This window comes from Kluyvera sp. Awk 3, assembly GCF_028069715.1.
In the GTDB taxonomy this organism is placed as follows: Bacteria; Pseudomonadota; Gammaproteobacteria; order Enterobacterales; family Enterobacteriaceae; genus Kluyvera; species Kluyvera georgiana_A.
In genome coordinates this window covers 1-21,218 of the sequence record NZ_JANEWH010000025.1, presented here as the reverse complement: position 1 = coordinate 21,218, position 21,218 = coordinate 1, and the positions used below count along the sequence as shown (strand labels likewise).

General features: G+C 55.6%; 18 protein-coding genes. 2 read left to right on the top strand and 16 right to left on the bottom strand.

From position 1 onward, the window contains the following. Positions 1 to 64 precede the first annotated feature (64 nt). Positions 65 to 1,174: an AI-2E family transporter gene (locus NNN71_RS07700; RefSeq protein WP_064543904.1), complete on the bottom strand. Its 1,110-nt coding sequence runs from the start codon at positions 1,172 to 1,174 to the stop codon at positions 65 to 67. Between the two features lie 310 nt (positions 1,175 to 1,484). Between NNN71_RS07700 and NNN71_RS07695 the strand changes: the two genes are divergently transcribed. Next, the gene (locus tag NNN71_RS07695) at positions 1,485 to 2,456 is read left to right on the top strand and encodes a DUF1852 domain-containing protein (RefSeq protein ID WP_271458228.1); all 972 of its coding nucleotides are present in this window, start codon (positions 1,485 to 1,487) and stop codon (positions 2,454 to 2,456) included. A gap of 27 nt (positions 2,457 to 2,483) precedes the next feature. Then, a complete protein-coding gene (locus tag NNN71_RS07690; protein ID WP_163449078.1) occupies positions 2,484 to 3,515 on the top strand; it encodes a methionine synthase in 1,032 nt (343 codons plus the stop codon). Between the two features lie 47 nt (positions 3,516 to 3,562). On the opposite strand, the gene NNN71_RS07685 is transcribed toward NNN71_RS07690, so the two are convergent. From NNN71_RS07685 to lrhA, 15 genes are all read right to left on the bottom strand, one after another. Beyond that, positions 3,563 to 3,958, bottom strand: coding sequence for a VOC family protein (locus NNN71_RS07685; protein ID WP_163449079.1), 396 nt, complete (start codon positions 3,956 to 3,958; stop codon positions 3,563 to 3,565). A 98-nt stretch (positions 3,959 to 4,056) separates the two neighbouring features. Continuing rightward, positions 4,057 to 5,514: an NADH-quinone oxidoreductase subunit NuoN gene (gene nuoN / locus NNN71_RS07680; RefSeq protein ID WP_163449080.1), complete on the bottom strand. Its 1,458-nt coding sequence runs from the start codon at positions 5,512 to 5,514 to the stop codon at positions 4,057 to 4,059. A gap of 6 nt (positions 5,515 to 5,520) precedes the next feature. Continuing rightward, positions 5,521 to 7,050 carry an NADH-quinone oxidoreductase subunit M gene (nuoM, locus tag NNN71_RS07675; protein ID WP_167575349.1) on the bottom strand — a complete coding sequence of 510 codons (1,530 nt, stop codon included), beginning with the start codon at positions 7,048 to 7,050 and terminating at the stop codon, positions 5,521 to 5,523. A gap of 101 nt (positions 7,051 to 7,151) precedes the next feature. Beyond that, on the bottom strand, positions 7,152 to 8,993 hold the full coding sequence (gene nuoL, locus NNN71_RS07670; protein ID WP_065355791.1) for an NADH-quinone oxidoreductase subunit L: 1,842 nt from the start codon (positions 8,991 to 8,993) through the stop codon (positions 7,152 to 7,154). Further along, positions 8,990 to 9,292 carry an NADH-quinone oxidoreductase subunit NuoK gene (nuoK, locus tag NNN71_RS07665; RefSeq protein WP_271458227.1) on the bottom strand — a complete coding sequence of 101 codons (303 nt, stop codon included), beginning with the start codon at positions 9,290 to 9,292 and terminating at the stop codon, positions 8,990 to 8,992. Before nuoK ends, nuoL begins: the two co-directional genes overlap by 4 nt. Further along, on the bottom strand, positions 9,289 to 9,843 hold the full coding sequence (gene nuoJ / locus NNN71_RS07660; protein ID WP_163449082.1) for an NADH-quinone oxidoreductase subunit J: 555 nt from the start codon (positions 9,841 to 9,843) through the stop codon (positions 9,289 to 9,291). Before nuoJ ends, nuoK begins: the two co-directional genes overlap by 4 nt. An 11-nt stretch (positions 9,844 to 9,854) precedes the next feature. After that, positions 9,855 to 10,397, bottom strand: coding sequence for an NADH-quinone oxidoreductase subunit NuoI (nuoI, locus tag NNN71_RS07655; protein WP_000172742.1), 543 nt, complete (start codon positions 10,395 to 10,397; stop codon positions 9,855 to 9,857). A 14-nt stretch (positions 10,398 to 10,411) separates the two neighbouring features. Then, on the bottom strand, positions 10,412 to 11,389 hold the full coding sequence (nuoH, locus tag NNN71_RS07650) for an NADH-quinone oxidoreductase subunit NuoH (RefSeq protein WP_064543888.1): 978 nt from the start codon (positions 11,387 to 11,389) through the stop codon (positions 10,412 to 10,414). After that, on the bottom strand, positions 11,386 to 14,112 hold the full coding sequence (nuoG, locus tag NNN71_RS07645; protein WP_271458226.1) for an NADH-quinone oxidoreductase subunit NuoG: 2,727 nt from the start codon (positions 14,110 to 14,112) through the stop codon (positions 11,386 to 11,388). Before nuoG ends, nuoH begins: the two co-directional genes overlap by 4 nt. A 32-nt stretch (positions 14,113 to 14,144) precedes the next feature. After that, positions 14,145 to 15,482: an NADH-quinone oxidoreductase subunit NuoF gene (gene nuoF / locus NNN71_RS07640; RefSeq protein ID WP_065355793.1), complete on the bottom strand. Its 1,338-nt coding sequence runs from the start codon at positions 15,480 to 15,482 to the stop codon at positions 14,145 to 14,147. Continuing rightward, on the bottom strand, positions 15,482 to 15,982 hold the full coding sequence (nuoE, locus tag NNN71_RS07635; protein WP_002913160.1) for an NADH-quinone oxidoreductase subunit NuoE: 501 nt from the start codon (positions 15,980 to 15,982) through the stop codon (positions 15,482 to 15,484). The genes nuoF and nuoE overlap by 1 nt, the downstream gene beginning before the upstream one ends. A gap of 2 nt (positions 15,983 to 15,984) precedes the next feature. Next, positions 15,985 to 17,790, bottom strand: a complete 1,806-nt coding sequence (nuoC, locus tag NNN71_RS07630; protein ID WP_163449085.1) for an NADH-quinone oxidoreductase subunit C/D — start codon at positions 17,788 to 17,790, stop codon at positions 15,985 to 15,987. A 91-nt stretch (positions 17,791 to 17,881) separates the two neighbouring features. Then, complete coding sequence (gene nuoB / locus NNN71_RS07625; protein ID WP_003861482.1) at positions 17,882 to 18,556, bottom strand: NADH-quinone oxidoreductase subunit NuoB; 675 nt, start codon at positions 18,554 to 18,556, stop codon at positions 17,882 to 17,884. Positions 18,557 to 18,571: 15 nt separating this feature from the next. Continuing rightward, complete coding sequence (nuoA, locus tag NNN71_RS07620) at positions 18,572 to 19,018, bottom strand: NADH-quinone oxidoreductase subunit NuoA (RefSeq protein WP_064543881.1); 447 nt, start codon at positions 19,016 to 19,018, stop codon at positions 18,572 to 18,574. A gap of 626 nt (positions 19,019 to 19,644) precedes the next feature. Next, complete coding sequence (lrhA, locus tag NNN71_RS07615; protein WP_271458225.1) at positions 19,645 to 20,586, bottom strand: transcriptional regulator LrhA; 942 nt, start codon at positions 20,584 to 20,586, stop codon at positions 19,645 to 19,647. Positions 20,587 to 21,218 lie beyond the last annotated feature (632 nt).

Here is a 21,218-nt window from a genome sequence, read left to right as displayed (position 1 = left end):
AATGCCCATTTCCGCGTGACAATAAAAAAAGCGGCCGTAGCCGCCTTTTGTTATCGTCATGGCATTACGCATCTGGAGGATTTTTTCCTTCCGCCATAAACTCTTCGTCCAACCCTTCAACGTTCCCCGCGTGGTCACGCCCGGAGAACAGGTTCCAGCAGGCGAGGAACAGCGCCGCAATCAGCGGACCGATGACAAAGCCGTTGATGCCGTAAATTTCCATACCGCCAATGGTGGTAATCAGGATCAGGTAGTCAGGCATTTTGGTGTCTTTCCCCACCAGCAGCGGGCGCAGAATGTTGTCCACCAGCCCGACAATCACGATAAAGAAACCGACGATAAAGAGCCCTTGCCACAGCTGGTCGGTGGCGAAGAGAAATATCGCCGCCGGAACCCAGATAATCGCCGAACCCACGGCGGGTACCAGCGACAGAAACGCCATCAACGCCCCCCACAGCACGCTCCCGTCAATACCGACAATGGCAAACGCAATGCCGCCCAGCGTCCCCTGAACCACCGCCACCACCGCCGTGCCTTTGACCGTCGCCCGGGTGACGCCGACAAATTTGGCAAACAGATGCTGTTTCACAAAATCGGTCAGCGGCAGCGAGTCCAGAATCTGATTCACCAGATATGGGCCATCTTTTAGCAGGAAGAACAGCAGATACAGCATGATGCCGAAGCTAATGGCGAAACCGAAGGTGCCCTTACCTATCAGGAACGCGCTGCCGGCCAGGTACTGCCCCCCCGCCAGCGCGACATCAGAGAGTTTTTTCTGAATTTGCGCGACGTTATCCAGGTCGTGCTCTATCAGAAAACCGCGTGCCCAGTGTGGCAGATGCGAAAAAATGCTGGCAATGACCTGCGGAAAACGCGTGTTGTTCTCCTGCAGCTTGGTGTAAATCACGTTCAGCTCAAGCGCCAGCGATGACAGGATCGCCATCAGCGGAATAAACACAATCAGGCAAATAATGACAATCGTGATGAGCGATGCCAGCTCGTTGCGCTCGCCCAACGCGCTACGCAGCTTATTTTTCACCGGGTTGAACACCACGGTGAGAATAGCCGCCCACAGAATGGCGGAAAAATAGGGAGAAAGAACGTCGAAAAATGCCCAGGTGACGAGGGCGAGAATGAAAATAAAGAAACCTTTGGTCAGTCCGTTAAAGCGCATTGCTGAGTCCTGTTGCGGGAAATCTGTCACGACTATAGGTGCGTTTGGCGGGATTTACCAGGTCAGGGCGTTATGCGCCTCGTCGAGTGGCGCCGGGTGATGTTGAGAAAAACCGCCGTAGCGCTAGCGCATCATGAAGATGTCTCATGTTGCAATGAAATTAAGTCGCTTTCACTCCTCCAGAGGCTCTGGCATAAAATACACATTATTAACTTATTGGCAACATGAAGCCGCCGGATGCGTGAAGCAAAACACGCTGAATCATCAACAGGCTCGGTTTTCATTTCCCGACTCAGGAGGCAAGACTGCCATGAATAACGATTTTACTTTTACTATTAAGCACAGCCTTTTCGACGAAAATTATAATCCTTCTGAGAATACCCGTATCACGACTAATTTTGCCAATCTTGCACGCGGTGAAAACCGTCAGCAGAACTTACGTAATACGCTCAAGATGATTGATAATCGCTTCAATAACTTAGCGTACTGGGATAATCCGCAAGGCGATCGTTATTCCGTTGAGCTGGATATTATTTCCGTTGAAATGCATATTGCGGGCACCGCCTTTCCAGCCATTGAAATTCTGAAAACCAATATTATTGATAAAAAAACCAACGAACGAATTGAAGGGATTGTTGGCAATAACTTCTCATCTTACGTTCGCGATTATGACTTTAGCGTCCTGCTATTGGAGCATAATAAGCATCGCACTGAATTTACGATCCCGGAAAACTTTGGCGATTTGCATGGCAACATCTTTAAGCATTTCGTTAATTCAGCAGAATACAAAGCACAGTTTAAAAAACCGCCGGTCATCTGCCTTAGCGTATCCAATAAGAACGCCTATCAGCAGACCGGCAATCAGCATCCGGTTCTGGGGATTGAATACCAGCAGCACGGCACCTCGTTAACCGAACATTATTTCAGCAAGATGGGCCTGAAGGTGCGCTATTTCATGCCGAAAAACAGCGTCGCGCCGCTGGCCTTCTTCTTTACCGGCGATTTGCTGAGCGACTACAGCGACCTGGAACTGATCGGCACCATCAGCACGATGGAGACCTTCCAGAAAATTTATCGTCCGGAAATTTATAACGCTAACTCCGCGGCAGGTTTGCACTATCAGCCGAATCTGAGTCAGCAGGATCATTCATTAACCAAAATTGTTTACGACCGGGAAGAACGCAGCCGGCTCGCCATTGAGCAAGGCAAATTCACCGAAGAACACTTTATCAAACCGTACAAACATATTCTTGAGCAATGGTCAGCCGACTACGCGCTTTAATGAATTCACATTGAAAGGTTATCTATTATGAAAACATTGCTCCCGACATCAACGGCTGGCAGCTTACCAAAACCGTCCTGGCTCGCGCAGCCGGAAACGCTGTGGTCGCCGTGGAAATTACAGAATGAAGAGTTAATTCTGGGCAAACAGGATGCGCTGCGTTTGTCACTGGACGATCAGCTCCGGGCCGGAATTGATATTGTCAGCGACGGTGAGCAAACCCGTCAGCATTTTGTCACCACCTTTATTGAGCACCTCAGCGGCGTCGATTTTGAAAAACGCGAAGTGGTGAAAATTCGTAATCGCTACGATGCCAGCGTGCCGACCGTGGTCGGTGCCGTCGAGCGTAAAAAACCGGTCTTTGTGGACGACGCGCGTTATTTGCGCCAGCTCACCACACAGCCGATAAAATGGGCGCTGCCGGGGCCGATGACCATGATCGATACCCTGTACGATGCCCACTACAAAAGCCGCGAAAAGCTGGCCTGGGAATTTGCCAAAATCCTCAATCAGGAAGCGCGCGAGCTGGAAGCGGCGGGCGTGGACATTATCCAGTTTGACGAGCCGGCCTTTAACGTCTTCTTTGATGAAGTTAACGACTGGGGCATCGCCACGCTGGAGCGCGCGATTGAGGGGCTGAAATGCGAAACCGCCGTGCATATCTGTTATGGCTACGGTATTAAAGCCAATACCGACTGGAAAAAGACGCTGGGCAACGAGTGGCGTCAATATGAAGAAGCGTTTCCGAAGCTGCAGGCGTCGAATATCGATATCATCTCGCTGGAGTGCCATAACTCCCGCGTGCCGATGGACCTGCTGGAACTGATTCGCGGTAAAAAGGTGATGGTCGGGGCCATTGACGTCGCCAACCATACCGTCGAGACGGCGGAAGAAGTTGCCGATACCCTGCGCAAAGCCCTGCAGTTTGTGGATGCCGACAAACTGTATCCGTCAACTAACTGCGGCATGGCACCGCTGCCGCGCCACGTGGCCCAGGGCAAGCTCAACGCGCTGAGCGCGGGGGCGGAAATCATTCGTCGCGAGCTGGCGGCGAAGTAACCTCACAACACACAGGCGATCGCCAGGATCGCCTGTCATCACGCGGTCTACGCGTTCTGATAAAGATCCCAGCGGTTGCCATACAGATCTTCAAACACCACCACCGTACCGTACTCCTCCTCGCGCGGCGCTTCGCAGAAATGCACGCCTTTCGCCTTCATGGCATGGTAATCGCGCCAGAAATCATCGGTCTGTAGGAACAGAAAGACTCTTCCGCCGCATTGGTTACCGATAAAACCTTCCTGCCGTTCGTTGGACGCGCGCGCCAGCAGAAGATTGCAGTCGCTTTCCGGGTTGGGTGATACCACCACCCAGCGTTTACCCGGCTGTGGCGTATCTTCAATAAGCGTGAACCCCAGTTTGTCCGTGTAGTACTCAATCGCGCGGTCGTAGTCGTCGACCACAATGGCCACGTGTCCCAGACATCTTTTTTGCGTTCTCATTAGCGGCTCCATTCAGATTTATATGCGACTACCCTACACGCTTTCACGCATAAAAAAACCGCCGATAAATCGGCGGTTATTGACATCATCACGCTGGATTACATCAGCGGCATCGCCAGCTGAACGATGTTAATCAGCGGCTGCGGGTAGATACCCAGCACCAGCACCAGCAACGCGGAGATCAGCACCACGATACCACCCGCGCTGTACTGCCAGTTAGACGGCGCATCGCGGCCCGGCTGCTGAGGTGCGCTGAGGTACAGGCTCACGGCAACGCGCAGGTAGTAGTAGAGGCCAATCGCGGAGCCAACCACCACCGCGCCAACCAGCCACCACAGGTGCGCCTGGACGCCGACAGCCAGCACGTAGAACTTACCGATAAAGCCGAGGGTCATCGGGATACCGGCCAGCGACAGCATCATCACCGTCATCACCGCCGCCAGAATCGGACGGTTCCAGAACAGACCACGGTAGGAGTACAGGGAATCTGCATCCGGGCCACGGTACGGGCTGGACATCAGGCTGACGACGCCGAACGCGCCGAGGCTGCTGAACAGGTAACCGGCCAGGTAAACGCCAACGGTCTCCATCGACATCTCACCGCTATGCAGCGCAATCAGCGCCACCAGCAGGTAGCCGAGGTGGGAGATAGAGGAGTAACCCAGCAGACGTTTGATGTTGGTCTGGCTCAGCGCCATCAGGTTACCGAATATGATAGAGGCGAAGGCGATAATCCCCAGCACCACGCGTACCGCTTCGCTGTCGCCTACCGGCGCGTACAGGAACAGACGCATCACCACCCCGAAGATGGCAATCTTGCTGGCGGTCGCCAGGAAGGTGGAGACCGGCGCAGGCGCGCCCTGGTAAACGTCTGGCGTCCACAGGTGGAACGGCACCAGCGAAAGCTTGAAGCCCAGACCAACAATCATCATCCCAAGGCCTGCCAGCAGCAGCGGTTCGTGCAGCATGTTGTCGCTGAGGCTCTTACCGAGCGCCAGGAACGACAGGTCGCCAGACTGCGCGTACAGCAGCGCGATACCGAACAGCAGGAACGACGATGCGGCAGCGGACAGAATGGTGTATTTGATGCTCGCTTCCAGCGAACGTTTCTGGCGGAAAGCGTAGCCAATCAGACCGAACAGCGGCAGAGAGATAAGCTCAATCCCAAGGAACAGCGCCGCCAGATGGTTGGCGTTAGCCAGCAGAATGCCGCCCAGCGCGGCAATCAGCACCAGCAGATAGAACTCTTCCCGGTTATCGGTGTAGCCCTCAAGCCACGGATAGGCGAAAGTGCAGGTCGCCAGGCTCGCCAGCAGCACCAGCCCGGTGTAGAGCATCGCGTAACCGTCAACGCGCATCAGCGGGGTGACGTCCATCGCGCCCGCCTGGCCAACAAACCAGAGCGACACCAGCGCAGCGTTAAGCCCAATGACCGACAGCGTGGCATTGAGGAAGTGATTGCGTCGCCACGCAATGGAGAGCATCACAACCACCACCGTCAAGCCGACGATCAGCAGCGGTAACAGCGCGATCAGTTGTTGTGGAGTTATTGTCATGGCGAATTACGGCCTTGTAGTTGAAACAGAATTAACAAACCACTGCTGGATGTTGCCCATCGCAGAATGTGACGTGTCGAGAATCGGTTGCGGGTAGAAGCCCAGCAGAACCAGAAGCACGACCAGCAACAGCACGATGAACAGCTCGCGCAGCGACATCCCTGGCAGCTCTTTTGCCGCGATTTCGCTCTTCGCTTTGCCGAAGTACGCCCGGTGCAGCATCGCCAGTGAATACACTGAAGCGAAGACCAGACCAAAGGTGGAAATCACCGTAATCACCGGCACGATATGGTAGCTGCCGAACAGGATCATAAATTCGCCGACGAAGTTACCGGTACCCGGCATCCCCAACGTCGCGACGGCAAAGAACATTGACAGCGCCGGCAGCCACTTAATTTTGCTCCACAGACCGCCCATCTGACGCATGTCACGGGTATGAAGGCGCTCGTACAGCTGGCCACACAGAATGAACAGGCCGGCCGCGGACAGACCGTGCGCAATCATCTGAATCACCGCGCCCTGGTACGCCAGCTGGCTGCCGGTATAGATAGCAATCAGCACGAAGCCCATGTGGGAAACGGAGGTGTAAGCAATCAGACGTTTGATATCGTACTGGGTAAACGCCATCCACGCGCCGTAGAAGATACCGATGACACCCAGCCACATGGCGATAGGCGCGAACTCGGCGGAAGCATTCGGGAACAGCGGCAGCGCAAAGCGCAGCAGACCGTAGGCCGCGGTTTTCAGCAAGATACCGGCGAGGTCAACGGAACCGGCGGTAGGTGCCTGAGAGTGCGCGTCTGGCAGCCAGCCGTGCAGCGGAACCACCGGCATTTTCACCGCAAAAGCGATGAAGAAGCCGAGCATCAGCAGATATTCCACGCTGTGGGACATCGGGGTCTTCAGCAGATCCTGATAGTTGAAGGTCCATACGCCGGTCGCATCGTGGTGCACGAACACCAGCGCCAGGATGGCAATCAGCATCACCAGACCGCTTGCCTGGGTATAGATGAAGAACTTGGTGGCCGCCGTGATACGCGTTTTACCGTCGGAGGCTTTATGGCCCCAGAGCGCGATCAGGAAGTACATCGGCACCAGCATCATCTCCCAGAAGAAGAAGAACAGGAACATGTCGATGGCGAGGAACACGCCGATAACGCCGCCCAGGATCCACATCAGGTTGAGGTGGAAGAAGCCCTGGTATTTCTGGATTTCATTCCAGGAACAGAGCACCGCCAGCACACCCAGCAGACCGGTCAACACCACCATCAGCAGCGACAGGCCGTCGATAGCAAGGTGGATAGTGATCCCAAAACGCGGGATCCACGGCAGGATGAACTCAGACTGCCACTGCGGCAGACCGGCAGATTGCGTGAGTGAGTAGCCGCCCTGCAGCCACAGCTGCAGGCCAAGCGCCAGCGTCAGTCCCATGGTAATCAGCGCTATCCAGCGCGGCATCTTCACGCCAAAGCGTTCGGTCTGCCAGCAGAGGAAACCGCCAATAAAGGGAATCAGTATTAGCCAGGGTAATAACATGGCAATTCATTTCCTTATTCAACTATCCGGTGGCGACATCGCTCGCCGGAACAGGAAAACAGCACGACATTTTCATGGGGAGGAAAACCCTCCCCAACGAATTAACGCAATACCATCAACAGCGCCAGCACCACCACGGCACCAATGCTCATTGACGCAACATACCAGCGCAGATAACCGTTCGCGCTCAGCACCAGGCCTTTGCCAGCAAAGCGGGAAAGGATCGCCGGAATGTTCATCAGCGCGTTGAGCGGGTCGCTCTTCAGCAGCCAGGCGATGCCCAGGAATGGCTTAACGAACACTTTGTCGTACAGCCAGTCAAAGCCCCAGGCGTTGTACCACCAGGTACCCAGCAGACGGCCCGGCGCGCTGTTGGCGATAGAGGTCACCAGCGTACGTTGACCCAGCCACAGCCATGCGGCAATCAGGATACCGGCAATCGCCACGATGCCTGAGGTGATTTCCAGCGTCAGCACGCGGCCATGTTCCAGTTCGGTCGTCGCCGGCAGTACGCCGTGCAGCGGCGGCACAATCAGCGCGCCCACGAAGGTCGACAGCACCATCAGCACAATCAGCGGCAGGTGATGGGTAATCCCCTTCCCTGCGTGCGCATGAATCTGCTCTTTACCGTGGAAGACGATGAAGATCATACGGAAGGTGTACAGCGAGGTCATGAACGCACCGACCAGACCCGCCACCATCAGATTGATATGACCGTTAGCCATCGCCCCGGCAAGGATTTCGTCTTTACTGAAGAAGCCCGCGGTAATCAGCGGCAGCGCAGAGAGCGCGGCGCCACCGACCAGGAAGCAGGCATACACCAGCGGAATCGACTTACGCAGGCCGCCCATCTTGAAGATGTTCTGTTCGTGATGACAGGCCAGAATCACCGAGCCGGACGCCAGGAACAGCAGCGCTTTGAAGAACGCGTGGGTCATCAGATGGAAAATGGCCGCATCCCACGCCTGCACGCCCAGCGCCAGGAACATGTAGCCAATCTGGCTCATGGTGGAGTACGCGAGTACACGTTTGATGTCGGTCTGCACCAGCGCGGCAAAGCCTGCCAGCACCAGCGTAATCGCTCCAACGATACCCACCAGATGCAGCACTTCCGGCGTCATCAGGAACAGGCCGTGGGTACGGGCAATCAGGTAGACACCCGCGGTGACCATGGTGGCGGCGTGGATCAGCGCGGAGACCGGCGTCGGGCCGGCCATCGCGTCCGCAAGCCAGGTCTGCAACGGCAGCTGCGCGGATTTACCGACGGCACCACCCAGCAGCATCAGCGTTGCCCACATCAGCATGTTATTGCCTGCGGCAAAGTGCGCCGGCGCCAGTTCCACCATTTCGCGGAAGTTCAGCGTGCCCAGCTCGTTGTAGAGAATGAACAGCGCGAACGCGAGGAACACGTCACCCACACGAGTTACCACGAAGGCTTTCATCGCCGCCGCGCCGTTCTTCGGATCGGTATAGTAGAAACCGATCAGCAGATAGGAGCACAGGCCCACGCCTTCCCAGCCCAGATACATCAGCAGCAGGTTATCGGCCAGTACCAGAACCACCATGCTGGCGATAAACAGGTTGGTGTAGGCGAAGAAGCGGGAGTAACCCTCTTCACCGCGCATGTACCAGGAGGCGAACATGTGGATCAGGAAGCCGACCCCGGTTACTACCGAGAGCATGGTCAGCGACAGGCCGTCCAGCACCAGGTTGAAACCGATATTGAAATCACCGACGGACATCCACGTCCACAGCGGCTGGCTGAACGCCTGTTTGCCGTTAGCGAAGAAGTCGATGCCGACGTACGCCGTGACCAGCGCGGACAGACCAATCGAGCCAATCCCCACGGTGGCGGACAGGTTTTCTGACCAGCGCCCGCGGGAGAAGGCCAGCAGGACAAAGCCAATTAACGGGAAAATAATGGTTAAGGCAAGCATGTTCATCCGCGCAACTCACATACTGAATCGATGTTCAGGTTCTGGCGGCGACGATGGAGCTGCAGCAGCAGCGCCAGGCCAATACTTGCTTCCGCAGCCGCAAGGGTAATGGCGAGGATATACATCACCTGACCGTCGGTCTGGCCCCAGTAGCTGCCGGCGACCACAAAGGCCAGCGCGGCGGCGTTAATCATGATTTCCAGCCCAATCAGCATAAACAGCAGGTTACGGCGGATAACCAGGCCGGTTAAACCCAGCACGAATAAAATCGCGGCGAGGATCAGCCCATGTTGTAAAGGAATCATGCGTGTTCCTCCGTTTTCCTTTTCGCGCTATCGCCGGAACGGTTGCTCAGCACTTCGCCCGGACGGTCTTCACGGCCAATGTGGAAGGCCACCACCAGCCCGGCCAGCAGCAGCATCGACGCCAGTTCTACCGCCAGAACGTACGGCCCGAACAGTGCGATACCGACTTCTTTCGCGCTGATGGCGTTTCCGTCGATGCCCTGGTCATTCAGGCCGATGATGGCGTAAACCATCACCGCCAGCAGCACGGCGGACAAAATCGCCGGGCCAATCCAGATTTGCGGCTTCAACCACTCACGTTCCTGAGCGATTTCAGCGCCGCCCAGGTTCAGCATCATCACCACGAAGACGAACAGCACCATGATGGCGCCCGCGTACACGATGATCTCCAGCGCACCGGCGAAATACGCGCCCAGCGAGAAGAACACCCCGGCAATTGCCAGCAGCGAGATAATCAGATACAGCAGCGCATGTACCGGGTTAGTGTGCGTAATCACTCGCAGCGTCGCGAGGACAGCAATCAGGCCACAGATATAAAAAGCGAATTCCATTGCCCCTCTCCTTACGGTAACAGGCTCTTGACGTCGATAGGCTTAGCTTCGTTCTCTGCTTCGCCCTTATCTTTGCCGTCGATTGCCATACCCGCCATCCGGTAGAAGTTATATTCCGGGTATTTACCCGGACCGGAAATCAGCAGATCCTCTTTTTCGTACACCAGATCCTGACGTTTGTATTCGCCCAGCTCGAAGTCCGGGGTCAACTGAATCGCCGTGGTCGGGCACGCTTCTTCACACAGGCCGCAGAAAATGCAGCGCGAGAAGTTAATGCGGAAAAACTCCGGATACCAGCGGCCATCTTTGGTCTCTGCTTTCTGCAGAGAGATACAGCCGACCGGGCAGGCTACCGCGCACAGGTTACAGGCCACGCAGCGCTCTTCGCCGTCCGGGTCGCGCGTCAGCACGATACGGCCACGATAGCGCGGCGGCAGGTAAACCGGCTCTTCCGGGTACATTTGCGTTTCGCGTTTGGCGAACGCATGCAGGCCAATCATCCAGATACTGCGTACCTGGGTGCCGAAGCCTACGAGTAATTCTTTTAAGGTCATGGTCTATTCGCCCCTTATTGCGCCTGCCACAGAATGACAGCCGCCGTTACCAGCAAGTTGATCAGCGTCAGCGGCAGGCACACTTTCCAGCCGAAGGACATTACCTGGTCATAACGCGGACGCGGTAATGAGGCGCGAATCAAAATGAACATCATCATGAAGAACGCGGTTTTCAGCGCGAACCAGATGAACGGCGGTAAGAACGGGCCTTGCCAGCCACCGAAGAACAGCGTCACGATCATCGCCGATACGGTAACGATACCGATGTATTCCCCCACGAAGAACAGACCGAATTTCATGCCGGAATATTCAATGTGGTAACCATCAGCCAGTTCCTGCTCGGCTTCCGGTTGGTCAAACGGGTGACGGTGACACACCGCTACGCCCGCAATCGCAAAGGTAATGAAGCCGAAGAACTGCGGAATCACGTTCCACAGGTGAGCCTGGTTATTAACGATGTCGGTCATATTGAATGAACCGGCTTGTGCCACCACGCCCATCAGGGACAGACCGAGGAACACCTCGTAGCTCAGGGTCTGCGCAGACGCACGCATCGCCCCCAGCAGGGAGTATTTGTTGTTACTCGACCAGCCGGCGAACAGCACCGCGTACACCGCGAGGCCTGCCAGCATCAGGAAGAACAGGACGCCAATATTGAGGTCGGCGACCACCCAGCTTGGGCTGACCGGCACAATGGCGAAGGCCAGCAGCAGCGAGGTAAAGGCGATCATCGGTGCCAGCGTAAAGATGACGCGGTCCGAGAATTTCGGTACCCAGTCTTCTTTAAAGAACATCTTGATCATGTCCGCAACCAGCTGGAGCGAACCGCCCCAGCCCACGCGGTTCGGCCCGTAGCGGTTCTGGAACAGACCCAGCAGGCGACGTTCGCCGAAGCTCATGAACGCCCCGCAGGTGACCACCACCAGCAGGATGACCACGGCTTTAACAATGCTGAGGAGGATCTCAATCAGATCCGGCGTTAACCAACTCATGCTTTTGCCTCCTGCAGATTATCAAGGCGCGCACCCGCCAGCACCGGCGCAATGCCCGGCAAGCCCATCGGTAAGCCCACCTGCCCTGCCGCCAGCCCTTCAGAGATGAGCAGCGGGAGAACGATGGTCTGGCCGTCGTAGCTAAAGGCGATATTCGCGCCCGCGTTAACGCCAAGCTTCGCGGCATCTGCCGGGTTCAGCTTGATGTACGGCTGCGGCATACGGCTCTGGAACACCGGAGAGCGCTGGGACATTTCGTCGCTACCGAACAGATGGTAGTACGGCGCAATACGCCAGTTGCCTTCCTGCGCCTGGAAGCTTGCCGGAACGGTGGTAAAGAATTCCAGACCGCTTTCCGATGCTTCAATCAAACGCACGCCCGGATCGCCGTGGCGCAGTTTGCCGCCCACTTCGGCCTGGAACTTGTTCCATGCCTGCGGGGAGTTCCAGCCCGGCGCCCAGGCGAACGGGATTTGCGAACGTGGCGCTGACGGCTGGTTGTTCCCTTCCATCGAGAAGGCAAACATGGTGTCTTTATCCTGCGGCTGACGCGGCTCGTGCACGCTGATGTTGGCGCGCATCGCCGTACGACCGCTGTAGCGGTGCGGTTCACGCGACAGTTTCTGACCGCGGATACGGAAGCTGGCGTCCGGCGCGGCATTTTTAATGCCCGCCAGCTGCGGCAGCTTCTCGATAGCCGCATCAATAACGTGATCGAGCTGCGTCCAGTCCACTTCACGGCTCTGCACGGTGCTGTGCAGCGAGTGCAGCCAGCGCCAGCTTTCGAGCATCACGGTGTTGCTGTCGTAGTACGCCGGGTCATACACCTGGAAGAAGCGCTGTGCGCGGCCTTCGTTGTTGATAACCGTTCCGTCGCTTTCGGCGAAGCTTGCCGCAGAGAGGACCAGATGCGCTTTGTCCATAATCGCGGTGCGCTGATGGTCAATCACCATCACCAGCGGCGCTTTGGCGAGCGCGGCGTCAACGCGTGCCGCAGAAGCGTGGCGATGCAGGTCGTTTTCCAGCACCACGACCGCGTCTGCCGCGCCGGATTCCAGCTCGCTTAACGCCGCTTCCAGAGAACCGCCGCCAATCATGCCCAAACCGATACTGTTCACCGCACGCGCGATCATGGTTACGCCAACGTCGGCGCCACGGCCCTTCAGGGCTTTCGCCACGTTGGCTGCCGCCTGAATAATCTCCGCGCTACCGGCGTTGGTGCCGGAAACGATCAGCGGTTTCTTCGCCCCGGCCAGCGCCTGGACGATCACATCGATCTTGTTTTGCAGGTCGCGATCCAGGCCTTCAACGGCCGGCGCGCTATTGTCCAGCGCATGCGCGATAGCAAAACCAAGGCGTGCCTGATCTTCCACCGGCGCGCGGTAGGTCCAGGCCGCGATGTCGTCAAGACGGGTATCGTCGACGTTGGTGACAAACAGCGGATGCTTCGCGCGCTGGCCGATGTTGAGGATCGCCGCAATCTGCCAGTCAGCCACTTTCTGCGCCGCCGCCATTTCACGCGCTTTGCCTTTCACCGCCTGACGTACCGCCAGAGCCGCGCGCGCGCCGGTTTGCGTCAGGTCTTCACCCAACACCAGCACCGCATCATAGGATTCAATTTCGCGCAGCGCTGGGGTATGAATACCGCCTTCACGCAGCACTTTCAGCACCAGTTGCAGACGTTCCTGCTCGCCCTCGGCGATACCGGTGTAGAAGTTTTCCGCCCCAACCAGCTCGCGCAGCGCGAAGTTGCTTTCGATGCTGGCGCGCGGGGAGCCGATACCAATAACCTTCTTAGACTGGCGCAGAATATCTGCCGCGCCCTGCATCGCCTGTTCGGCGTTCAGCGCGATCAGGTCATCGCCACGGCGCTGAACCGGCTGACGCGGACGGTCTTTCAGGTTCACATAGCCATAGCCGAAACGACCGCGGTCGCAGAGGAAGTAGTGGTTTACGGTACCGTTGTAACGGTTTTCGATACGACGCAGTTCGCCGTAACGTTCACCCGGGCTGGTGTTACAGCCCAGCGAACATTGCTGGCAGATGCTTGGCGCAAACTGCATATCCCACTTACGGTTGTAGCGCTCGGAATGCGTTTTGTCGGTAAACACGCCGGTCGGGCAAATTTCGACCAGGTTACCGGAGAATTCGCTTTCCAGGGTACCGTCTTCCGGACGACCGAAGTAGACGTTATCGTGCGCGCCGTACACACCCAGGTCGGTGCCGTCAGCGTAATCTTTGTAGTAACGCACGCAGCGATAGCAGGCGATGCAGCGGTTCATTTCGTGAGAGATGAACGGCCCCAGGTCCTGATTACGGTGGGTACGTTTAGTAAAGCGATAGCGACGGAAGCTATGGCCGGTCATCACGGTCATATCCTGAAGGTGGCAGTTGCCGCCTTCTTCACAGACCGGGCAGTCGTGCGGGTGGTTGGTCATGAGCCACTCCACCACGCTCTCGCGGAACTGCTTCGCTTCTGCGTCGTCGATAGAAATAAAGGTGCCGTCGGATGCCGGAGTCATACAGGACATCACCAGGCGACCACGCGTGTCTTCCGCGTTCTGATATTGCTTCACCGCACACTGGCGGCAAGCACCGACGCTCCCAAGCGCCGGGTGCCAGCAAAAGTACGGAATATCAAGGCCCATAGAGAGACATGCCTGTAGCAGGTTGTCCGCTCCATTAACCTCGTATTCTTTGCCGTCTACATGAATCGTAGCCATTAGCGTGCTTCCAAAATAAATAAATCTTTAGATTACCAGCGCGTCTTAAGCAGGTTCGGCTGAATCCCATGAATTGCATGAGTGTTGCTGAACTGCTGCTTAATGCCTGCCTCGAATTCGTCGCGGAAATATTTAATGGCGCTCTGCAGCGGTTCAACCGCGCCAGGCGCATGCGCGCAGAAGGTTTTCCCCGGGCCTAAGAATCGACACAGTTGCTCAAGTGTCTCGATATCGCCAGGCTGCCCTTCCCCTTTTTCAAGGGCGCGCAGAATTTTCACGCTCCACGGCAGACCGTCGCGGCACGGCGTACACCAGCCGCACGACTCGCGGGCGAAGAACTCTTCCAGGTTACGCACCAGCGATACCATGCCAATCTCGTGGTCGACGGCCATCGCCAGCGCCGTACCCAGACGGCTGCCCGCTTTACCGATGCTTTCGAATTCCATCGGCAGATCAAGGTGCGCTTCGGTCAGGAAGTCAGTGCCCGCGCCGCCCGGCTGCCAGGCCTTGAATTTCAGGCCATCACGCATGCCGCCAGCGTAGTCTTCAAGGATTTCACGCGCAGTGGTGCCAAACGGCAGCTCCCACAGGCCCGGGTTTTTCACGCGGCCAGAGAAGCCCATCAGCTTGGTACCCGCATCTTTGCTCTTCGAGATGTTCTGGTACCACTCGACGCCGTTCGCCAGGATAGCCGGGACGTTACACAGCGTTTCCACGTTGTTGACGCAGGTCGGTTTACCCCACACGCCGGAGCTCGCCGGGAACGGCGGCTTGGAGCGCGGGTTAGCACGACGGCCTTCGAGGGAGTTAATCAGCGCCGTTTCTTCGCCGCAGATGTAGCGCCCTGCCCCGGTGTGCACGAACAGCTCAAAATCAAAACCGGTGCCAAGGATATTTTTCCCAAGCAGCCCCGCTTCGGTCGCTTCGGCAATGGCGCGACGCAGATGCTGTGCCGCTTCAATATATTCGCCGCGCAGGAAGATGTAGCCGCGGTACGCCTTCAGGGCGAACGCGGAAATCAGCATGCCTTCCACCAGCAGGTGCGGCAGCTGTTCCATCAGCAGGCGGTCTTTATAGGTGCCCGGCTCCATTTCATCGGCATTACACAGCAGGTAACGGATGTTCATGGATTCGTCTTTCGGCATCAGGCTCCACTTCAGGCCGGTAGAAAAGCCCGCGCCGCCGCGCCCTTTCAGGCCAGCGTCTTTGACCTGGTTGACGATTTCGTCCGGCGCCATGCCGCCGAGCGCTTTACGCGCGCCGGCATAACCGTTTTTCGCCTGATACTCTTCCAGCCACACCGGCTGCTTGTCGTCGCGAAGACGCCAGGTCAGCGGATGGGTTTCGGGAGTCAGAATAATATTTTTCATTATTTATACTGCTCCAGTAGGTCAGGAATGGCTTCCGGCGTCAGATGGCTGTGAGTATCCTCATCAATCATCATGGTCGGCCCCTTGTCGCAGTTGCCCAGGCAGCAGGTCGGCAGCAGAGTGAAACGGCCATCAAAGGTGGTTTGACCCGGTTTGATGTTCAGCTTCTTCTCAATGGCGGCCTGAATACCCTGATAACCCGTAATGTGGCACACCACGCTGTCGCAGTAGCGAATGACGTGGCGTCCCACCGGCTGGCGGAAAATCTGGCTATAGAAGGTCGCGACGCCTTCTACGTCGCTTGCCGGGATACCCAGCACATCAGCGATAGCGTAAATCGCGCCGTCCGGTACCCAGCCGCGCTGCTTCTGAACGATTTTCAGCGCTTCAATGGACGCCGCACGCGGGTCTTCGTAGTGGTGCTTCTCGTGCTCAATAGCTTCACGCTCTGCCGCACTCAGCTCAAAAGCCTCGGTTTGTGGTTGTTGATTCTCGTGCATAATTAGCGGTCCACGTCTGACATAACAAAATCGATACTACCCAGATAGACAATCAGGTCGGATACCAGGCTGCCGCGAATCGCCGCCGGAATCTGCTGCAGGTGCGCATAGCTCGGGGTACGGATTCGGGTACGATAGCTCATGGTGCTGCCGTCGCTGGTCAGGTAGTAACTGTTGATACCCTTGGTGGCTTCCACCATCTGGAAAGATTCCTGCGCCGGCATCACCGGGCCCCAGGAAACCTGCAGGAAGTGGGTAATCAGGGTTTCGATGTGTTGCAGCGTGCGCTCTTTTGGCGGCGGCGTGGTCAGCGGATGATCCGCCTTGAACGGCCCTTCCGGCATATTGTCGAGGCACTGCTGAAGAATACGCAGGCTCTGGCGCAGCTCTTCCACTTTCAGCATCACGCGGGTGTAGCAGTCAGAAACGCCACCGCCGGTCGGGATTTCGAAGTCGAAGTTTTCGTAACCAGAGTATGGACGCCATTTACGCACGTCGAAGCCAATACCGGTTGCACGCAGGCCGGCACCGGTAGTGCCCCACTCCAGCGCTTCTTTCGCGGTATAGGCGGCAACGCCGACGGAGCGGCCTTTCAGAATGGTGTTACGCAGCGCCGCTTTCTCGTAGGAATCAAGACGCTTCGGCATCCACTCAAGGAATTCACGCAGCAGGCGATCCCAGCCGCGCGGCAGGTCGTGCGCGACGCCGCCAATACGGAACCAGGCCGGGTGCATACGGAAACCGGTAATCGCTTCCACCAGGTCATAGATTTTCTGGCGGTCGGTGAAGGCGAAGAAGACCGGGGTCATCGCGCCGACGTCCTGAATGAACGTTGAGATGTACAGCAGATGGCTGTTGATGCGGAACAGTTCAGAGAGCATCACACGAATCACGTTGACGCGATCCGGCACGGTAATCCCCGCCAGTTTCTCCACCGCCAGCACGTACGGCATTTCGTTCACGCAGCCGCCGAGGTACTCGATACGGTCAGTGTACGGAATGTAGCTGTGCCAGGACTGACGCTCGCCCATCTTCTCAGCGCCACGGTGGTGGTAGCCGATGTCCGGTACGCAGTCGACAATCTCTTCGCCATCAAGCTGCAAAATAATACGGAATGCACCGTGCGCAGACGGGTGGTTTGGGCCGAGGTTAAGGAACATAAAGTCCTCGTTTTCGGTCCCACGCTTCATCCCCCACTCTTCCGGTTTGAAGGTCAGCGCTTCCATTTCCAGATCCTGCTTGGCTTTAGTCAGCTCAAACGGATCGAATTCAGTGGCGCGCGCCGGGTAGTCTTTACGCAGCGGGTGGCCTTCCCAGGTCGGCGGCATCATGATGCGACGCAGGTTCGGGTGACCGTTAAAGGTGATGCCGAACATTTCCCAGGTTTCACGCTCATACCAGTTGGCGTTCGGGAAAAGTTTGGTCAGCGTCGGTATGTTCAGATCGTTTTCAGACAGCGCTACCTTGAGCATGATGTCGCGGTTGCGGTCGATGGAGATCAGGTGGTAGAAAACGGAAAAATCCGCGGCCGGTAAACCGTCGCGGTGAGTACGCAGGCGTTCGTCCATACCGTGCAGGTCGAACAGCATGACGTAAGGTTTCGGCAACTTCTTCAGGAAATCGACAATTTCCAGCAGCTGTTCACGCTTAACCCAAACGACAGGAACCCCGGTGCGGGTGGCCTGAACGGTAAATGCATCCGGCCCAAAACGGTTGCGCAGTTCGCCGATGACCGGATCATCAAGGTGATCGCGGGTTTGCCATGCGGCCGCTTCTTGCGCGGTTAAATCGGTCATATTGTTCACCATTGCAAAAGGTCCGTGGTGACTGCCGGGAGTGGCCTTCGCGCTGTTGTATGTTGATTTGCGAAGTCAAAATGCCACCGCCCGCAGGCGCAAATTAAATCTCGTCAGGCGTGCGCAGATTGGTCACTGCAATGCGTTCGCCGCGTTTACGCTCGCGTTCCGACTGCATATTGGCGCGGTAAACGCCCTGATCGCCAACCACCCACGACAGCGGGCGACGCTCTTTACCAATCGATTCCTGCAGCAGCATCAGCGCCTGCATGTAGGCTTCCGGACGGGGTGGGCAGCCAGGGATATACACATCGACAGGAATAAACTTATCGACGCCCTGCACCACGGAGTAGATGTCGTACATGCCGCCGGAGTTGGCGCAGGCACCCATCGAGATAACCCATTTCGGCTCCAGCATCTGGTCATACAGGCGCTGTATTACCGGGGCCATTTTGGTGAAGCAGGTTCCGGCCACCACCATCAGGTCTGCCTGACGCGGGGAGGCACGCAGAACTTCCGCACCAAAACGCGCAACGTCATGCACCGCAGTGAATGACGTCACCATTTCAACGTAGCAGCAAGAAAGGCCGAAGTTGTATGGCCAGATTGAGTTCTTACGACCCCAGTTGACCATATCGTGCATCGCGTGTTCGAGTTTCCCCATATACACGCTTTTGTTCACCTCTTGCTCCAGGGGATCGGTGACAATCTCCTGCTTTTGCAGAGGGTAACGGTCGTTCTCACCGTTAGGATCTATGCGGGTGAGCGTATAATCCATCTTATTGCCTCGCTTTTACTGCGTATTACGGTTAGTGACGCTGTCGGTTTCCGGGTTAACCAGCGTGCGGCGAGAACGTGCTGGCGTCCAATCCAGCGCGCCAATGCGAACGAGGTAAACCAGGCCGGCGAGCAGCACAAATATGAAAATGGCGGCTTCGATAAAGCCAACCCAACCGCTTTCACGGATGGACGTTGACCAGGCGTACAGGTAGAGCGCTTCCACGTCGAAGATGACGAAGAACATCGCGACCAGATAAAACTTGGCCGACAGGCGCAAACGTGCGGAGCCAACGGAGTCGATACCCGATTCAAACGGGGTGTTTTTGCTTCGCGCGCGCGCGCGACCGCCAAGGTACCAGCCGCCGATTAACATCAGGCAACACAGGCCAATGGCAATGATCAGAAAGATAGCGAATGCCCAGTGATGAGCGATGATTTCAGTGGATGTTGACATACGCAAAGCTTTACCAAATAAGTAGCACGACCTGCTCTGCTCTTACCGGCAGATGGACGCTACATCGATTCATGGGGAGGATTAAAAAACCTACAAACAGCCCAATTGGAAACGTAGACCGCAAAATGTTGAGGTTTTTTACTCCTTTCTATAACCTTTTGTCAACTTTAACAAAAGTTTCCTCACATTAATTTACATCAAAGGTATTTCATTAACATTACGTGCCCTTTGATTCGATTCGCTTCAGAAGACCTTACGGTTTACCTGTTGTTGAATCGTGTCCGTATTGTAGCATTAACCGGAATTACCCCTCTATTTTGACAGGATTTTCTGATGATTCATCCCCCCAAAGAGAGGTATTTTCTTGATCTAAGACACGCTTTTGTTAATTCGCCCTGTAAAACGGCAACAATCTATCCGTTTTTTTAACATTAGCAGGTGATATGACATCGCGTTTGGTGAAGGGGGAATTGATGGATGAAATATTTCTAATTACATGATTATTATCACATTATTAGATTCATTTTTTCTTCGGTATCGCAAAAGCACAAAAAAAGAACCGCAAACTCGTTTTTTATCGTCTACGATTCTTTTTTGCACTTACATTTTGTTACCACTTTTCAACCGGAATGTTAATCAATGTCCCTTTCAAACATGATGGTATTTTCTCCGTCTTCCGGGGTATACATTCCCGCTGAGGGCCAGGGATTGTGGCGCGGTTCCTGAGACTGGAAGATCATCTGCGTCAGCTCGTTTTCACTCTGCGCATCATAACTCAGCATATATTCGGTTTCCGGCAGCTCCGGCATCCCCTCGCCTTTACCCAACGCACGCAGATCCGGACTCATCATTTCCACCGGACGCGCAGTGACGCCAAGCCCTGCCTTCACCGCCGCGCGAACGGCTGAGAGCGTCGAGGCGACATAGGCCAATCGCCATGGCATGCCTGCGGCATCCAGCGTTTTAATAATCGTATCGCGGAACGGGCTCGGATCGTCAAGCAGCACCAGCGGCAGCGGCTCTTCAGGACGCAGCATAAATTCGGACGCACAGTACCAAAGCGTAGGTGAGGTACGCAGCACCGTCGAGGTAAAGCCTTCCAGCGGATGCGTGGTCAGCGCCAGGTCGACCTCTTTGTTCCGCAACATATCGCCCATAACGCTATGACGCTTCACGCGCACGTCAAGAGCCAGCTTCGGATAGGCCGAGCTAATTCGGTTTAGTAAAAAAGGAAGAATGGTGTCCGCCGATTCATCAGATGAGCCCAGCGTCAGTTGCCCCTGAAGCGGGCTAAACATTAGCGATGTGCATGCTTCATCATTAAATCGCAGAATTTTTCGCGCATAGCCCAACAGCTGGATTCCATGCTCCGTCAGCAGCTTATTTCGCCCATGACGGGCGAAGAGCTCCTTTCCCACCAGCTGCTCCAGACGCTGCATCTGCTGGCTCACGGCGGATTGGGTTCGACATACCGCAGCGGCGGCGGCGGCAAAGGTACTCAGATCGGCAACAGCAACAAACGTTCTCAGCAGATCGAGATCGAGGTTCAGTATCGGACGATTGGCATTTATCATATTAATCCACTTACAGGTTCGGAGACCGGCCTGCCTTATTGATGCTGCACTCAAAAATTTCAGGCTAATCCTTTAATCATCTTTCACCAATCGCTGACGAATGACTGCCTGACGAGTGTCAGTATTAAAATTGTCTGTTGCCAGAGTCAGCAACAGTTCCTTTTAACAATATATCCTTTAGCCTGTAGCTATTTATCGGACTCCCCCCGAGCGAAGCCTTGCGTAGGAAGTGGCAAGAAGCGTCGTCACGATAATGCGCCAGGAAGATTGCTGTACGTTTTAAAATAAGCCAGTAAACATGATGAATAACAGTGAGTTATAAAAACAATCATTGATAATCATCAACGAAACTAACTCTTAAGGGTCTTACTAACCATAACATATTAACCGAAAACCATAAGATTTATAAGCCTAAATAAGCTGTATCTCAAAGGGAAAAAAGGTTCAGAATCAAAACAATTTAAGAAATCTAACAAATCACATTCATTACATTTCAAAATATAAAAAAATATTAATCTTTATCCGATGCCGCCATTAACATCAACTTCACAAAAGTAGGTATCATTACTAATCCTTATTTGTTGGGATTTTATTTTAAATTAAAATGGTTGAAGCAGGCTTAAAGTATATCC

Bases quoted from the DNA above. Each gene is read 5' to 3' on its own strand.
- NNN71_RS07700 (WP_064543904.1), bottom strand. From the start codon at position 1,174: ATGCGCTTTAACGGACTGACCAAAGGTTTCTTTATTTTCATTCTCGCC.
- NNN71_RS07695 (WP_271458228.1), top strand. From the start codon at position 1,485: ATGAATAACGATTTTACTTTTACTATTAAGCACAGCCTTTTCGACGAA.
- NNN71_RS07690 (WP_163449078.1), top strand. From the start codon at position 2,484: ATGAAAACATTGCTCCCGACATCAACGGCTGGCAGCTTACCAAAACCG.
- NNN71_RS07685 (WP_163449079.1), bottom strand. From the start codon at position 3,958: ATGAGAACGCAAAAAAGATGTCTGGGACACGTGGCCATTGTGGTCGAC.
- nuoN (WP_163449080.1), bottom strand. From the start codon at position 5,514: ATGACAATAACTCCACAACAACTGATCGCGCTGTTACCGCTGCTGATC.
- nuoM (WP_167575349.1), bottom strand. From the start codon at position 7,050: ATGTTATTACCCTGGCTAATACTGATTCCCTTTATTGGCGGTTTCCTC.
- nuoL (WP_065355791.1), bottom strand. From the start codon at position 8,993: ATGAACATGCTTGCCTTAACCATTATTTTCCCGTTAATTGGCTTTGTC.
- nuoK (WP_271458227.1), bottom strand. From the start codon at position 9,292: ATGATTCCTTTACAACATGGGCTGATCCTCGCCGCGATTTTATTCGTG.
- nuoJ (WP_163449082.1), bottom strand. From the start codon at position 9,843: ATGGAATTCGCTTTTTATATCTGTGGCCTGATTGCTGTCCTCGCGACG.
- nuoI (WP_000172742.1), bottom strand. From the start codon at position 10,397: ATGACCTTAAAAGAATTACTCGTAGGCTTCGGCACCCAGGTACGCAGT.
- nuoH (WP_064543888.1), bottom strand. From the start codon at position 11,389: ATGAGTTGGTTAACGCCGGATCTGATTGAGATCCTCCTCAGCATTGTT.
- nuoG (WP_271458226.1), bottom strand. From the start codon at position 14,112: ATGGCTACGATTCATGTAGACGGCAAAGAATACGAGGTTAATGGAGCG.
- nuoF (WP_065355793.1), bottom strand. From the start codon at position 15,482: ATGAAAAATATTATTCTGACTCCCGAAACCCATCCGCTGACCTGGCGT.
- nuoE (WP_002913160.1), bottom strand. From the start codon at position 15,982: ATGCACGAGAATCAACAACCACAAACCGAGGCTTTTGAGCTGAGTGCG.
- nuoC (WP_163449085.1), bottom strand. From the start codon at position 17,790: ATGGTGAACAATATGACCGATTTAACCGCGCAAGAAGCGGCCGCATGG.
- nuoB (WP_003861482.1), bottom strand. From the start codon at position 18,556: ATGGATTATACGCTCACCCGCATAGATCCTAACGGTGAGAACGACCGT.
- lrhA (WP_271458225.1), bottom strand. From the start codon at position 20,586: ATGATAAATGCCAATCGTCCGATACTGAACCTCGATCTCGATCTGCTG.